Source organism: Acinetobacter sp. HR7 (assembly GCF_000773685.1).
Lineage (GTDB): Bacteria > Pseudomonadota > Gammaproteobacteria > Pseudomonadales > Moraxellaceae > Acinetobacter > Acinetobacter thermotolerans.
Genome location: NZ_JPQO01000035.1, coordinates 1 through 14,512 on the forward strand (window position 1 = coordinate 1; position 14,512 = coordinate 14,512).

Below are 14,512 nucleotides of genomic sequence, written 5' to 3' on the forward strand. Positions count from 1 at the left end.
ACGTGTCAAACGAACAAATAGAGCAGATAGAATTTGCACTCAACCATCGTCCTAGAAAAACGCTAGGTTGGTATACACCGAGTGAAGTTATGGCTGGTTTTTATACTGTTGCACTTGCCGCTTGAATCCGCCAAGTTAATAAATACAGTAAAGCCTGTTGTTGGCTGGTTTGTATATCTAAGATCTGGTTCATAAGGGTGTTCTCTTCTGATTCTTAGAATTAAAGTTGTAATACTGAGGTTGTTTGGCTGAAAATGACCAGATAGGAAAATGAGATACCCTGGTTAAAGGTAAAGTTGAAATATTTTTACTTAAAAAAGGATAGGCTTCGGTAAAGATATAACGTGTCTTGGTATGATTTATTTTCTAAAATAAAAAATAGCCTAAGCTAATTTCAATATTATTTTGTTAATGCAAGCATGACGATTAACCAAATTGATCAATCGTCATCTAAAACATTTTTAAGAATCTTGGTGTTTGACTTCTGGTAGATCAAACCAGATCAGTTGTGCATTTTCCAAAGCTTTTATTTCAACCTCTTCAAGGAATGCTAAGGCGTCACCGGCATTTAAGGTATATTCACCAATCTGCACACTACCTTCAATTATATGTACATAGTTAATGTATTGGGTAGCTTTAATTGGCAGGGCACGACCTTGTTCAATCACTGCGGTTTTGACTTCAGCATTCTGACGAATATGCATCGGTGCATTGGTATTTGGCCCACAAATCAGATGCCACTGATTAGGCTGTTCGCGTGGATCAAGACGAATCTGTTGGTAGTTTGGCTCGGCATCTCGTTCATTCGGAATAATCCAGATTTGCAGTAAATGTACCTGTTCATCACCCTGATTCATTTCACTATGACGAACACCAGCACCCGCACTCATCAGTTGCCATTCACCAGCAGAAATGCCACCATGGTTGCCCATGCTGTCCTGATGGGTAATGGTACCTTTTAGCACGCAGGTCAGGATTTCCATATTGTCATGCGGATGTTGACCAAAGCCCTGATGTGCGTCAATCAGGTCATCATTGATTACGCGTAAGGCACTGACGCCCCTATAATTGGGGTTATACCAGTTGCCAAAGGAAAAGCTGTGGCGTGATTCCAGCCAGCCCATTTTGACATGACCACGGTTTTCACTTTTATGCAGGAAAGCATCCATTTTTGATCTCATCATTTTTCTAACATGCGTTCATCTTAGCGTTGTACTCATTTTCTAAAAAGCATATTCATGCGACAGATCATTGCAGATTTGCAACGATGCAATCATTTTCCAAAAATGAAAAAGCCCACTCGAAAGCAGGCTTTTATTTAGATGAGCAGATGATTATTCGACAAAGCGAACGGTAGCACCTGCTTTCACTTTACGACCCAAGTCATTTGCATCCCAGTTGGTCAGACGGATACAGCCATGTGAATATGATTTAGAAATCATTGATGGATTTGGTGTACCGTGGATACCAAATGATTTTTTGCTCAGTGCAATCCAGATGTTACCTACAGGACCATTTGGACCAGGTGGTAAAGTCAATGGTTTCAAGTTTTTGCCTTGCACAAAGTTAGAAGGCGAGTAGCTGTAATGCGGATTACGTGCTACACCGACCACTTTATGGGTACCCGTTGGTGATGGGGTATCGGTACCACCAATGGTTGCCGGGAAAGAACCGACCATCTGGTTTTTGCTGTTAAACAGGTACAGCTGTTTTGCACCTTTGTGTGCCACAATCAGGTGAATGTCTTCAGACAGGTTGTTACGGATATTGGTCACAATAATCTTCTGACCCGCTTTGTTAAAGTTCGCACCTGGGTTCAGCTGTTTCAGGAATGCTTCATCCATGTGGAATTTTTCACCAAACATTTCAGTGCGGCTGGTGTAGTACAAACCTGGCATTTTCGCCTGAAGAGCATAATCACCTGGAATTGATTTTGCCAGAGGAACTTTCAGGTCTTCTTCGGTAATGGTGTATTCAACAAACGCTGGTTTAGAACCTTGCAGAGCGACCAGTTTATCCCAGGTTTCTTTGGTCAGTTCACCTGTTGGTTTGATACCGTTCATTTGCTGGAAAGAAGCAATCGCTTTCAGGGTATTTTTACCGCTAGTCCCGTCAATTGCACCTGGTGAAGCATGGGCATTGTTCAGCATGACGTGTGCGCGGGCATAGACAGGGAATTGGCCTTTACCTATATTTTCATACCATTCCGCATTGTTCAGGCCTTCCAGCGTCCATGACGCTTTATTCGCAGTCGTTGCAATAGTTTTTGATGATGTAGTTGGTGCAGCACCAATAGCAGCGTCAGTATCTTCTGCTTCCTGCAGGTCATCTAAGGTCTCAGAAGCCTGATTCAGCTCGCGCTGCTCCTGAGCCGTAATTTTTGCATCTCCAGACTTGGCTGCTGATGCTTCTGTAGCAAGCGGATCGATTGGATCTTGAACCGCAACATCGGTCACTACTTTTTGGGGATTTAGTGGCTGTTCAGTAGCAGAAGCAGCGAAAGCAGTACCTGCAAAGATGCAACTTAAACTCATGGCGAGCATTGTGCGAACGAACATGTAATTCAACCTAATTATTCATAAACTATTTAAATAACGTAATAAGTATTACAGAAAAACTATGTAGATGCAGTAGTTGTTTTGTGAAACAACACATTAGCTGCTTATCATGATCGATTTTTAAAGTAATGTGAAGTTATTAAAAAAGCGGGCTTTTTGTTATGATGTCCCGAATGTCAAAGATTGATGGGAATGTGAATGACGACCTTAAAAAATGATCGTTTTCTGCGTGCATTGTTACGTGAGCCTGTAGATACCACGCCAGTATGGATGATGCGTCAGGCGGGTCGTTATTTACCAGAATATCGCGAAACCCGGGCCAAAGCAGGGGATTTTCTGTCACTTTGCAAAAATACTGACTTTGCCTGTGAAGTGACCTTACAGCCTTTACGCCGTTATGAGCTGGATGCCGCGATTCTATTCTCAGATATTTTAACCGTTCCGGATGCTTTAGGATTAGGCCTCTATTTTGAAGCAGGTGAAGGGCCAAAGTTTCATAAAACGGTTCGCACTGAGCAGGATGTCGCGAATTTACCTAAGTTTAATGCCAAAGCCGATTTGGACTATGTCATGAATGCAGTCTCTACGATTCGTTCGGCTTTAGGAGGGCAGGTGCCTCTTATTGGTTTCTCGGGTAGCCCATGGACACTAGCAACCTATATGGTGGAAGGTGGTTCCAGCAAGGAATTCCGCTTTACCAAACAGATGATGTATTCTCAGCCAGAGGTGTTGCATGCCTTGCTGAATCGTCTGGCGGATGCGGTGACTGAATACCTGAATGCACAGATTGATGCCGGTGCTCAAGTCGTGCAGATTTTTGACAGCTGGGGCGGTGCACTGGCTCATCGTGAATATATTGAATTTTCACTCAATTATATGCAAAAAATCGTGGCAGGTTTGCAGCGTGAAAAAGACGGTCGTAAGGTGCCAGTGATCCTATTTACCAAAGGCGGCGGACAATGGCTGGAGCCAATGGTGGCGACCGGTGCCGATGCTTTTGGAGTGGATTGGACCACGCCACTCAATGTTGCCTGTCAGACCGTGGCGGGTCGTGCAGCGCTGCAAGGTAATTTGGATCCTGCAACGCTGTATGGTTCACCTGAAGCGATTGCCAAAGCGACCAAGCTGATGCTGGATGATGCTTACGCGAATGGTGAAAAGACTGGATATGTAGCGAATCTCGGTCATGGCATTACCCAATGGGTCGATCCGGCAAACCCTAAAGTGTTTATTGATACCGTGCATGAGTACAGTGCCAAATACCTTTAGGATGTAAACCTTGATCAACCTATTCAAATCAGGGTTTGAATTTTCATTTAAGGCAGCTTCGGCTGCCTTATTTGGAATTTTACTCCTGCTGGCTTTTGCGGTTAGTGCCTCGATGGGTAGTGAGCTGTTTTATGGTTTCTACCGTTATGACTATCTGCTGTTTTATGCGCTGATCATTCAGGCCATTCTGCTTTATGCAAAATTAGAATCCTGGGCAGAAGCTCGGGTAATTGCACTATTCCATATTCTGGCGATGGGTATGGAAATTTTTCTGACCCATCCGGCAATTGCCTCCTGGCAATATCCACAACCAGCAATTTTCAAGATTCTGACCGTGCCGTTGTTTGCTGGTTTTATGTATTCGGCAGTCGGTAGTTTTTTTGCCCGTTCGCTGCGTTTATTTCAGGTGTCTTTTGAACGATTACCAAGCTTTGTAAATATGCTGGCGTTGGCGGTGCTGTCTTATATCAATTTTATGAGCAAGTTTTTTATTCCAGATTACCGTGTGATCCTCTTTGTCTGGAGTACGGTGATTTTCTGGAAAACCCGTATCCGTTTTCAGCTCAATAACCATAATTTTCAATTGCCCATGTTGCCGGTTCTAGTCTTACTGGCTTTTATTATCTGGATTGCGGAAAACATTAGTACCTTCTATCAAATTTGGCTCTATCCAAGTCAGGTAGAGAAATGGCATATGGTTGGATGGGCCAAACTGGGTTCCTGGTATCTGCTGTTATTGTTAAGTCTGGTATTAGTCATGAAGATTCTGGGTATTCGTGATCAGCAGGGAAACTGGAAACTGAAAAGTTAAAATCGCGGATGAATGGACTGAATATTTAAGATGAAAAAATGAGCAAATTTGTTTTGCCATATGTCTAACTTCTCGATAATCTAACAAGCGTGTAATCACAAATACACAAAAATGCATTAACAAGAAAGCTTTATAAGAATTTCTCTGGAGAATGAATAACGTTAAAAAAAATTGCTTTGGCTGCAGTATTGGCAGTCGGTTCAACAGCTGCATTTGCTGACCGTGACACAGGTTGTGGTATTGGTACTCAGGTATGGGCAGGCCAGTCTGGTAAATTGCCAAAGATCCTGGCAGCAACAACGAATGGTATCTTCGCTAACCAGTTATTCGGTATTACCTTTGGTACTTTAGGCTGTAGCGGTACCGGTACAATTACTGCAAAAGTGGTAACTTTTACCAATGAAAATGCTGAAGCACTTGCGCGTGATATGGCAGTGGGTGAAGGTGAAAGCCTGAATGTACTGGCTGAATTGCTGAATATCAAATCTGAAGATAAGGCACGTTTCTTTAGCGTATCTAAAAATAACTTCTCTCAAATCTATGCAACAGAAAATGAAACTTCTCTAGACGTTTTGGCATCGCTGCAACAAGTGATGGCAAATGACGACGTACTGAAAGCTTATGTTTAATCTGCCCGAAAACCCTGTCTGATGGCAGGGTTTTTTTATGTCCAAAAAATGAGAAATTCATGATTAAGATAAAGTCCTGCGTATTTGCCTGTTCCAGCCTTTTAATCAGCTGTTTTAGTTCTACTATTTATGCAAATCTTGCAGAACACTATATCCAGCAGGTGCAAACCCAGCGACTTGATCAGGACATCACTTGGAAACGTTTAATGTATGCGGGTGAAAATGGGCAGAGTGAAGTTAACTATGCTGGCTATTTTTACCATCCTGAAGGGCAAAATAATTTAAAGGCTGAACTGGCCGAAAATATTCAAGCCATACTCAATCAAGCTGAAACAAACCAATCCATCCAATGCCGTTTCCCGGCACGCAGTCAATTTCTCATCCAAAAATTACAGATTCCTGCTAATACATTACCAAAACCCGAATGTCCGGAACTGGATCAGTGGCTTTCCGAGATCAAGCCGTATAAAGCGACCCTGATTTATGCTACAGACTTTATGGGTAATCCTAGTTCGATGTTTGGGCATACCTTGCTACGACTCGATCCTAAAGATCAGGCTGAACTGAAACTGGTTTCTTATGCCGTGAACTATGCCGCAACGGTTGAAGGCGAGCAGAGCTGGTCCTATGCCTGGAAAGGGCTTACTGGGCAATATCCGGGTGAATATTCCCTGATGCCTTATTACCGTAAGGTGAAGGAATATGGCGATTTTGAAAGCCGGGATTTATGGGAATATGAACTGACATTAACACCAGAAGAAACTCAATTTTTGGTGCAGCATATCTGGGAAATGAAGCATGTGCAGTTCCCGTACTATTTTGTTCAGGACAATTGTGCTTATCGTTTATTAGGCCTGATTGATCTGGTACGGCCAGAAGCGAACCTGCAGGAAAAGTTTAAAGTTGCTTCCATTCCAGTAGAAACCATCAAGGCGATTCAGCAACAAAAGCTGATTAAAGATGTAGTCTACCGCCAGGCACTGGAAACTCAGCTGAATGCTCAGGCGGCTCAGCATGGTCATACGCTTGCCCGGACAGCTCATGAATTAGCATTAGCAGCGCAGAATCAAGATCAAAGTTTATTAGCATCTTACTCACTACAGGAGCAGGCTAAAATTTTGGAGATGGCCTATGATGATCTGTATCTGCAATTTATCGGTCAGAAAGTTGATCCCAAGATGGCTCAGCCAAGACTACGTCAGTTGTTGATGCAGCGTAGTCAGTTGCCTTTTGAACGACAGAGACTCCAAGTGTCTACACCAGAAATTGATCCGGTACAGGGACATGCGGCGCGCAATCTCTCGCTTAAAACTGGTGAGGTTCAAGGCAAAAAGATGATCGAAATCGGTCACCGGCAGGCCTATCATGACCTGATGGATCCACTCGGCGGTTATCGTATTGGAACACAACTGGTGCTTTTCGATGGCAGCCTGCAATACCGTGAAGATCAGCTTAAGCTGGAACATCTGGATGTACTCACTGTCAATGCCTATACTCCAGTGACGCCATTTAAAACGCCGTTGTCCTGGGGCTTTAATCTAGGCTGGCAACAGGCAGCACTGCACGATGGTCAGTTTAGTGAAGGTGAACAGCATGGAGTATTCAGTTTAAAGACCCAGTTTGGTTTTAGTTTGGCAGATGATGCACGTAACCATTTGTGTTATGGACAGTTACAAAATCATGTCCAGTTGGGTAAAGCTTTGGATCAAGGTTGGCGAGTAGGAATTGGACCAACAATCGGCTGTCAGAACAGTTGGACGTCAAATATTCAAAGCCTGGTACAGCTAGAACTGCCGTACTGGCATGACAGCCATCAATGGATGCTAAACCTGAATACACAGGCGCAATATGCGTTTAATACACAAAATGCCATTCGCATCGGCTGGCAATATCAGCAACAAGGCAAGCTAGACTGGCAGTCAACGTTCTTGAACTTCATTCACTATTTTTAAATGAAAAATTGAGTACTATATCTAAAAAATATTAGATTCCATACAGTTAAAATCCATCAAAACGGGTGCATTTATTGATTAAATTAAGCCATGATTAATAAAAAAAATAGATGAGCAGGGTAGCAGATTGATTTAAATTTGCTATATTGTTCACTTAATTTTTTGGGGTGTTTGAGTATGGACAATGAATGTATGGATATGTTAGCTGAGCAGTGGCAGCAGATCTGTCAGAACTATTCATCCGATGATCTGCTCCATGCTTTTCAATTTATTCAGGATAATGCCCCGGTTCTTGTTGAAGAGTTCTATAAACAGATGCTGCTGGAAAAAGAATCAGCAGAATTCTTTTCCGATGACCTCATTCAGCAGCGACTGCGGAATACCCTGCATCAATGGCTGATTGAAAGTTTCAGTGTCGGTATTAACAAGCATTTTTTACAGGCGGTACAAAAACAGCATACCGTAGGTCATGTGCATGCCCGGGTAGGGATTCCGGGCTGGCTGATCATGCGCGGGATCCGGGAAATCAATCGCAAGATTTTTGAACTGTTAGCGGAAAATTCACATTTATTAACCTTGTCTGCTTGCAGTTATCTCATGCAGATCACCAGTTTGGCGACCGAGATCATGTGCCGTTCTTATGAAGCTCGTACAGCCAAGAACCAGGAAATCAAGCACAGTTACCGTTTATTTTCTGCGATGCAGGACGTAGCGGTACAGAAAGATAAACAGCGCGGCTCATTACTGGATTGGGAAAATGAGCTGATGTTTAAGGTGTTTTCTGGTCAGGAAAATTTCCGTCACCCGATGCTGTCTAAATCTGAATTTGGCCTGTGGTTCATTCATAAAGCGTCTTATGCCTTTACCGGTTCCGAGCAGGCTCAGCTGATCATTGACCGGATTTACGAAGTCGATAAGCTGAATCAGGTGCTGGCGGAATCTTCCAATAAGGAACAGAAACTGGAGCTGATCCAGCATATTCGTGAGCTGAACCGTGAAGTGCAGCACTTGATCGACCAGCTGTTCCAGGTGGCTGAATATATTGAAAATGGCAATGATTCCCTGACCCAACTCCTTAATCGCCGTTACCTGAATACCATCGTTTCGCGTGAAATTACTTATGCGCGTCAGAATCGTACGCCACTGGCTTTACTCGCCTTAGATGCTGATTTCTTTAAAACCATCAATGACAAGTTTGGTCATGCCGCTGGGGATTTGGCTCTCAAATTTATTTCGGAAAATATCCAGAAATATAGCCGGGGCAGTGACTATGCGTTCCGGGTGGGTGGGGAAGAATTCCTGTTGTTGCTGGTCGATACCGATCAGCAGCGTGCGCTGGGCATTGCAGAAAATATCCGCAAATGTATCGAAAGTGGTCTGCTGACCACCGCTCAAGGCATTCAGTTTAAATGTACCGTGAGTATTGGTTGTGCCATTTATGATGGTCATCCGGATTATCAGAAATTCATGGATAGCGCGGATGCTGCCTTGTACGCCGCAAAAAATACTGGCCGGAATCGGGTGTATTTGCTCAAGAATGGTCCGGATACTTCTACGAAGTCTGCTGGTGTTCCTATGGCCTGATCAATCTGATTGTAGCGATTGAATCCAGTTCTGGAATTTCTCTTTCTGTTGGATATAGGTGGGATGGAGCCGTGCTTCATCCCATTTTTGTTTGAAGATTCGGGCAGCGGCGGCTTTTACAGGATCTTCTTGTTGGCGTGGTAATTCTGCTCGACCATGTGCTCCGCTTAAACCCTTTCTATCATCTGGCACAGGGCCAGCATATTTCTTGCCGCCTTTATGATTAGCATAGCGTCGTGCCCGGGTATAGCCCATCTGTAGGAATTTACGTGCCATATCGGCACCGACAAAATCTTCCTTATTCAGATAGTCCAAGAACATGGTATAAATTTTTGTGCTGCTTTCTTTAGCTTTTTCTTCATCCGCAAATCGCCAATGAGGCAGGATTTCTGACTTATACGGTTCGACAGAAAGCACACCCTGTTCACCACGACCAATACGATACAGTTCAGGATGTTCTCTAAAATTAATCTGGTCAAAATCCAGCGTATAGTCAAAGCTATCTGATTGTACTCGTGACGGTCGCCGTGGAACAGTGGCAGATTGGCTCTTTCTAGTCATATTTATCCTGATATTAATTTTATTTTTCTCATTTTTTGAGGCATGGTCATAGAGATAAAAAATAGCAGTTCAAATTTATGAAAAATACTAAAAAGAATGTAGGCGATATTGAAGAAAAGAAGAGCAGGAATTCTGTAAGACTATGTAGAGAAAAATTGGCCAATAAAATTATAAGAAGAAAAAAACCTGCAGATGCAGGTTTTAAACTTCAACCACCACAAAATATTTTTTCACTTGTTCCACGACTTCAAAGGTACCGATAAAACCAGGTGGGATTACTCCAGCTTCACCGCTTCTGATTTCAACATAACTTGTTTTATCGGTATTATGCAGGCGAACTACGCCTTCAATGACATTAAAGAATTCCTGTTTATTCTCGGCAAATACAATATTCCAGGCGCCGACTTCACATTCCCAGATGCCGCAGTTCACGTTGGGATGTTCATATAAACTGTAGGTGGTACGTTTCGGATTACCATTGACCAAGCGGTCAGGACGGGGATAGTCAATGGTGGCTTCGCTGTGTGTTAATCCTTGGCCGGCTAACCAAATTGCTGACATGCTAATTCCTTAAAAATATTCAAATTTGCGGAATTAAAACACAAATAAAAAAGCCCCAACAAGTGTTGAGGCTGTTGAAATTGATATATTTAGTAGCCTTCAGGCACTGCGCTCAGGAATTCACGACGTTCTTCTTTATTGGTTTTGAAATCACCCACAAAAGATACAGTACGGGTGGTTGATTCTTGTTTGCCAACACCACGCATCATCATGCACATATGCGCAGAATCAATCACCACAGCCACACCACGTGCGCCAGTGACTTCGGCCACAGCATCTGCGATCTGTTTGGTCAGGTTTTCCTGAATCTGCAGACGACGGGCAAACATTTCTGTAATGCGGGCAAATTTAGACAAACCTAAAACCCGACCTTCAGGCAGGTAAGCAATATGCACACGACCATAAAATGGCAATAAATGGTGTTCGCACAGTGAATAGAATTCGATATTTTTCACCAAAACCATTTCACGATTATCGGACGGAAAAACGGCATTATTGGTGACTTCTTCCAGGGTTTGGCTATAACCAGAAGTTAAATACGAAAAGGCTTTGGCAGCACGCATAGGCGTATCTTTGAGACCAGGGCGATTTAAATCTTCACCAACGGCAGTAAGAATGTTTGCGTAGGATTGCTGCATAGTCATATGACGTATTCACTTACACTGAGAAAGAACAAGGACGGCATTGTAGCAGAAAACTATTACATTGCCTTAATTTGGAGTCAATTCCGATTACTGTTTAAACTTTGGATTCTTTTCTGCACGCTTGAGCAGAACCAGCACCGCACCGGTACCGCCCTGATTTTCAGGTGCACTGACAAAGGCCAAAACATCACGGTGCTGACGCAACCAGCCATTGACATGGGTTTTTAAAATGGCTTCAGGACCTTTACCATGTACGATCTTGATCACATTCTGGTTTTCGTCTTTGGCCATCTGGATAATTTGCAGCACTGCAACACGCGCTTCTTCTACGGTACAGCCATGCAGATCTACCGCTTCATACCAACGCAGGTTTCCAGCTTTCAGGTCTTCAAAAACTTTATGTTGCAGGGTAGCAATACGGTAGCTTAAAGCCGCCTGACTGCCGACCGGGTTCAGCATCGCCTGGGTATCAGATAGAACCGTATTATCCGTTTCCATCGGGCCTTCCGCTGCAGCACGTTTCGCCAAAGTTTGAGCATCCAGTTTTTTCTTGGCAGGTTTGTCGATTTTGGCAATATTTCCACTATCGATCTTCTGCACACCTTGCATCTGCTTGCGGAACAGTTCCAGGTCGTCTTCCTGTTCCTGCTCAGGTGTTTTTACCACAGGTTTTTCAGCCACGACCCGCGCAGGAGTGATGATCTGCTTTTTAAACTGTTTTAGCAGATTGAACTGATCTTTGGTAAGTGAAGAATCGTGTTTGCTCATAATGAAAAAACGTGGAAGATATGAAAAATATCCATAAATTATAGTCCTGAATGGGGAAAATGAGAACTGAATTGCATTCACACATTATGGGTATTTTATTCAGGTAAATATTAAATTGATCTTTATATAAAAATAATGAGAACAGATTGGAATTTTAGCTTTTGATCTTTGCTGTTTTAACCTTTATTTAAAAAACAGGCTGAGTTTTATATTGTAGTTATTGGTCTAAATAATACCTATGAGTGATCTGTCTTATTTCATGCTTTTTATTGCTGGAATATTTGCTTGTTAGTGCTGTTAAATTTGGATAAGAAAAGAGGGCGAATAGAGTATTATTGCCATTTAGCAGAGATAAAATCAGGGCAAAACGAAATTTGCCCTGACTTAAGATATTTAAACCGTTTCAGGCGCACCGAACAGTTCACGGAAAGCATGATCTGGGCGTGGCTGCTTCATAAAGCTTTCACCAACTAGGAAGGCATGAATGTCATGTTCCTGCATCATGGCGACATCTGCAGGGGTAGCAATACCACTTTCAGTGACCAGCAGACGTGATGGATCTAGCAACTCTTTTAGACGCAGTGAAGTATTCAAGTCTACATCAAAGGTTTTCAGGTTACGGTTATTCACGCCAAGCAGGCAACGCTCTGAAAGTTTTAAAGCACGTCCTAACTCTTCTTCGTTATGTACTTCAACCAGTACATCCAGATTGTGTTCAAAGGCAGTCTTCGACATTTCTTCCAGTTGCTGATCAGACAGACATGCCACAATCAGCAGGATACAGTCAGCATGCAAGGCGCGCGCTTCAATCACACCATACGGGTCAATCAGGAAGTCTTTGCGCAGGGCAGGCAGGTCGCAGTGTGAACGGGCAATTTGAATATTTTCATCCGCACCCTGGAAGAAATCTACATCAGTCAAAACTGAAAGGCAGGCAGCACCTGCTTCCTGATACTGAGCCGCAATTTCTGCTGGATTAAAGTTTTCGCGAATCACGCCTTTGGAAGGAGAAGCTTTCTTGATTTCCGCAATCACGCCAGGACGTTTAGATTGTAGTGACTGGGCAAAACCACGCACGGGTGTTGCAGCTTGTGCCAGCTCTTCCACATCCTTATAGCTTTTTTGCTTAAGACGAGCAGCAAATTCTTCTTTTTTACGATCGATAATTTTACCGAGAATCGTATTTGCAATATCAACCATGATCTTTTAATTCCTGCCGTCTTAAGCTTCGTACTGTTTTAAAGTTTTGGTGAATTCACCGAGAATACCCATTTTCTCCAGCGCTTGACCGCCGTAGATGATGTCATGTGCCAGTGCTACACCTTGCTTATAGCTCGTGGTCAGGCCAGACACATAAATACCGGCACCGGCGTTCAAAGCAATCATATCTGCGGCTTTTTCACCGATCGGTGATTTTTTCTTGCCGAGAGCGTCTTTAATCAGTTTCAGACTTTCCGCAGAGTTCTCAATAATCAGCCCAGTCAGGGTCTGTGAAGCGATACCGACAGATTCAGGGGTGATTTCCCATTCAATAATTTCACCGTCTTTTAGTTCCGCTACATAAGTGGAAGAAGCCAGACTGATTTCATCCAGACCATCACGGGAATGCACCACCATGACATGTTCGGCACCGAGCTGTTTCATCACTTCTGCAATTGGGCGGCACAGTTCATTCGAGAATACCCCGATGACCAAACGTTTCACTCCGGCTGGATTGGTCAGTGGGCCAAGCAGGTTGAAAATACTGCGAATTCCCAGTTCCTTACGTGGACCAATCGCGTATTTCATCGCTTTGTGATGGTTCGGTGCAAACAGGAAGCCGACACCGATTTCGCGGATACAGCGTTCAGTTTGCTGCATATTTAGATCCAGGTTAATACCTGCCTGTTCCAGCAGGTCTGAAGAACCTGATTTAGTGGAAACACCGCGGTTACCGTGTTTGGCAATATTGGCACCGGCAGCTGCAATTACAAATGCAGAGGCGGTTGAGACGTTAAACAGGTTCTGTCCGTCACCACCAGTACCGACGATATCAACCAGATTTGGGACATCGCTGACATCAATTTTAGTTGCGAATTCACGCATAACACGCGCTGCAGCGGTAATCTCATCAATGCTTTCGCCTTTCAGGCGTAGACCCATCAGCAGGGCGCCAATTTGGGCATCGGTTGCTTCACCTGACATGATGGTACGCATCACGTCTTCCATTTGTTCCTGAGTCAGGTGGATGTTTTTAGTAATGTTGCTTAACGCTTGTTGAATATTCATGTTTAGCACTTCACTCATTAGGCATAAATTTCAAGAAAGTTTTTAAAGATTTGATGGCCATGCTGGCTCAGGATGGATTCAGGGTGGAACTGCACGCCTTCGACCGGCAATGTCTTATGTTTCACCCCCATGATTTCTTCCATCGAACCATCTTCTTCATTGGTCCAGCAGGTCACTTCCAGACACTCCGGTAAAGTCGCCTGATCAATCACCAGCGAGTGATAACGGGTCGCTGAAAATGGTGATGGCAGGTTGCTGAAAATGCCTTTGTCGCTGTGATACATATCAGACAGGCGACCATGCATCACACGTTTGGCACGCACGATATTGCCGCCAAAAGCCTGTCCGATACTCTGATGGCCCAGACAGACACCCAGTAACGGAATTTTTCCGGCAAACTGCTGGATGGCAGGAATGGAAATGCCTGCTTCACTTGGTGAACAAGGGCCAGGACCAATGACCAAATACTTCGGTTGCCATCGCTCAATATCTTCCAAAGTCACGGCATCATTACGGACTACTTTTACTTCCTGATTCAGCTCGCCAAAGTACTGGACGATGTTGTAAGTAAAGGAGTCATAGTTGTCGATCATTAAAAGCATGAGCTTAACCTATTGAAATTAATGCACTTAAACGTGCTTGGGTAATCTAGATTACGCTTTATTGTGGCTGGCTTGGACCGTTTGAAAGAATCAAACTAAGCCGTTGATTTCATTGTGTGAAAATAAAGCGATGATCATCATAGCAAATTATCTGAAACTTCTGCGCAACAATTTGCCCAATTTTTCTGCTTAAGTAAATGCACAAGGTTGATAAGGCATAATTGATAAAGAATACTATGAACTTGTGAGTAAATAACTAATAGTAAGTTAAATCTATTTATATGAATAACCTGAGTTCGATATAA

The 14,512-nt window shown here is 43.4% G+C and carries 14 protein-coding genes and 1 pseudogene; 6 read left to right on the top strand and 9 right to left on the bottom strand.

Features of this window, described 5'->3' with window-relative positions:
• A pseudogene (locus GW12_RS15555) lies at positions 1-125 on the top strand (IS30 family transposase); the annotation flags it as partial.
• A 336-nt stretch (positions 126-461) separates the two neighbouring features.
• On the opposite strand, the gene GW12_RS02440 reads toward GW12_RS15555, so the two are convergent.
• Together GW12_RS02440 and GW12_RS02445 are read right to left on the bottom strand one after the other, a co-directional pair.
• Positions 462-1,169: a pirin-like bicupin family protein gene (locus GW12_RS02440; protein ID WP_034582962.1), complete on the bottom strand. Its 708-nt coding sequence runs from the start codon at positions 1,167-1,169 to the stop codon at positions 462-464.
• Between the two features lie 165 nt (positions 1,170-1,334).
• Entirely contained in the window at positions 1,335-2,558 is a 1,224-nt protein-coding gene (locus GW12_RS02445) for a L,D-transpeptidase (protein ID WP_034582964.1), read from the bottom strand.
• A 198-nt stretch (positions 2,559-2,756) separates the two neighbouring features.
• Here GW12_RS02445 and hemE point away from each other — a divergent pair, with 198 nt between their 5' ends.
• The 5 genes from hemE (at position 2,757) to GW12_RS02470 (ending at position 8,803) form a co-directional block, all read left to right on the top strand.
• On the top strand, positions 2,757-3,827 hold the full coding sequence (gene hemE, locus GW12_RS02450) for a uroporphyrinogen decarboxylase (RefSeq protein WP_034582969.1): 1,071 nt from the start codon (positions 2,757-2,759) through the stop codon (positions 3,825-3,827).
• Positions 3,828-3,837: 10 nt separating this feature from the next.
• On the top strand, positions 3,838-4,638 hold the full coding sequence (locus tag GW12_RS02455; protein ID WP_034582972.1) for a DUF817 family protein: 801 nt from the start codon (positions 3,838-3,840) through the stop codon (positions 4,636-4,638).
• Positions 4,639-4,793: 155 nt separating this feature from the next.
• Positions 4,794-5,267, top strand: coding sequence for a DUF3015 family protein (locus tag GW12_RS02460; protein WP_034582975.1), 474 nt, complete (start codon positions 4,794-4,796; stop codon positions 5,265-5,267).
• 68 nt (positions 5,268-5,335) lie between these two features.
• Positions 5,336-7,219, top strand: coding sequence for a DUF4105 domain-containing protein (locus tag GW12_RS02465; protein ID WP_034582997.1), 1,884 nt, complete (start codon positions 5,336-5,338; stop codon positions 7,217-7,219).
• A 177-nt stretch (positions 7,220-7,396) separates the two neighbouring features.
• Complete coding sequence (locus GW12_RS02470) at positions 7,397-8,803, top strand: diguanylate cyclase (protein ID WP_034582977.1); 1,407 nt, start codon at positions 7,397-7,399, stop codon at positions 8,801-8,803.
• Here GW12_RS02470 and GW12_RS02475 read toward each other — a convergent pair whose 3' ends face one another.
• The 7 genes from GW12_RS02475 to GW12_RS02505 form a co-directional block, all read right to left on the bottom strand.
• Positions 8,804-9,364 carry a DUF4385 domain-containing protein gene (locus GW12_RS02475; protein WP_034582979.1) on the bottom strand — a complete coding sequence of 187 codons (561 nt, stop codon included), beginning with the start codon at positions 9,362-9,364 and terminating at the stop codon, positions 8,804-8,806. It abuts the gene before it with no gap.
• A gap of 201 nt (positions 9,365-9,565) precedes the next feature.
• Positions 9,566-9,925: a cupin domain-containing protein gene (locus tag GW12_RS02480; protein ID WP_034582983.1), complete on the bottom strand. Its 360-nt coding sequence runs from the start codon at positions 9,923-9,925 to the stop codon at positions 9,566-9,568.
• Positions 9,926-10,014: 89 nt separating this feature from the next.
• Entirely contained in the window at positions 10,015-10,563 is a 549-nt protein-coding gene (gene folE / locus GW12_RS02485) for a GTP cyclohydrolase I FolE (protein ID WP_171077650.1), read from the bottom strand.
• 93 nt (positions 10,564-10,656) lie between these two features.
• Positions 10,657-11,337 carry a Smr/MutS family protein gene (locus GW12_RS02490; RefSeq protein WP_034582989.1) on the bottom strand — a complete coding sequence of 227 codons (681 nt, stop codon included), beginning with the start codon at positions 11,335-11,337 and terminating at the stop codon, positions 10,657-10,659.
• Between the two features lie 393 nt (positions 11,338-11,730).
• Positions 11,731-12,537, bottom strand: a complete 807-nt coding sequence (gene trpC / locus GW12_RS02495) for an indole-3-glycerol phosphate synthase TrpC (RefSeq protein ID WP_034582993.1) — start codon at positions 12,535-12,537, stop codon at positions 11,731-11,733.
• A 21-nt stretch (positions 12,538-12,558) separates the two neighbouring features.
• Entirely contained in the window at positions 12,559-13,605 is a 1,047-nt protein-coding gene (trpD, locus tag GW12_RS02500) for an anthranilate phosphoribosyltransferase (RefSeq protein WP_034582999.1), read from the bottom strand.
• A 17-nt stretch (positions 13,606-13,622) separates the two neighbouring features.
• A complete protein-coding gene (locus GW12_RS02505; RefSeq protein ID WP_034582995.1) occupies positions 13,623-14,207 on the bottom strand; it encodes an aminodeoxychorismate/anthranilate synthase component II in 585 nt (194 codons plus the stop codon).
• Positions 14,208-14,512: the final 305 nt, after the last annotated feature.

Coding starts and splice junctions, on each gene's coding strand:
- trpC (WP_034582993.1), bottom strand. CDS start 12,537: ATGGTTGATATTGCAAATACGATTCTCGGTAAAATTATCGATCGTAAA.
- GW12_RS02505 (WP_034582995.1), bottom strand. CDS start 14,207: ATGCTTTTAATGATCGACAACTATGACTCCTTTACTTACAACATCGTC.
- GW12_RS02480 (WP_034582983.1), bottom strand. CDS start 9,925: ATGTCAGCAATTTGGTTAGCCGGCCAAGGATTAACACACAGCGAAGCC.
- hemE (WP_034582969.1), top strand. CDS start 2,757: ATGACGACCTTAAAAAATGATCGTTTTCTGCGTGCATTGTTACGTGAG.
- GW12_RS02490 (WP_034582989.1), bottom strand. CDS start 11,337: ATGAGCAAACACGATTCTTCACTTACCAAAGATCAGTTCAATCTGCTA.
- GW12_RS02445 (WP_034582964.1), bottom strand. CDS start 2,558: ATGTTCGTTCGCACAATGCTCGCCATGAGTTTAAGTTGCATCTTTGCA.
- GW12_RS02470 (WP_034582977.1), top strand. CDS start 7,397: ATGGACAATGAATGTATGGATATGTTAGCTGAGCAGTGGCAGCAGATC.
- trpD (WP_034582999.1), bottom strand. CDS start 13,605: ATGAATATTCAACAAGCGTTAAGCAACATTACTAAAAACATCCACCTG.
- folE (WP_171077650.1), bottom strand. CDS start 10,563: ATGCAGCAATCCTACGCAAACATTCTTACTGCCGTTGGTGAAGATTTA.
- GW12_RS02440 (WP_034582962.1), bottom strand. CDS start 1,169: ATGGATGCTTTCCTGCATAAAAGTGAAAACCGTGGTCATGTCAAAATG.
- GW12_RS02475 (WP_034582979.1), bottom strand. CDS start 9,364: ATGACTAGAAAGAGCCAATCTGCCACTGTTCCACGGCGACCGTCACGA.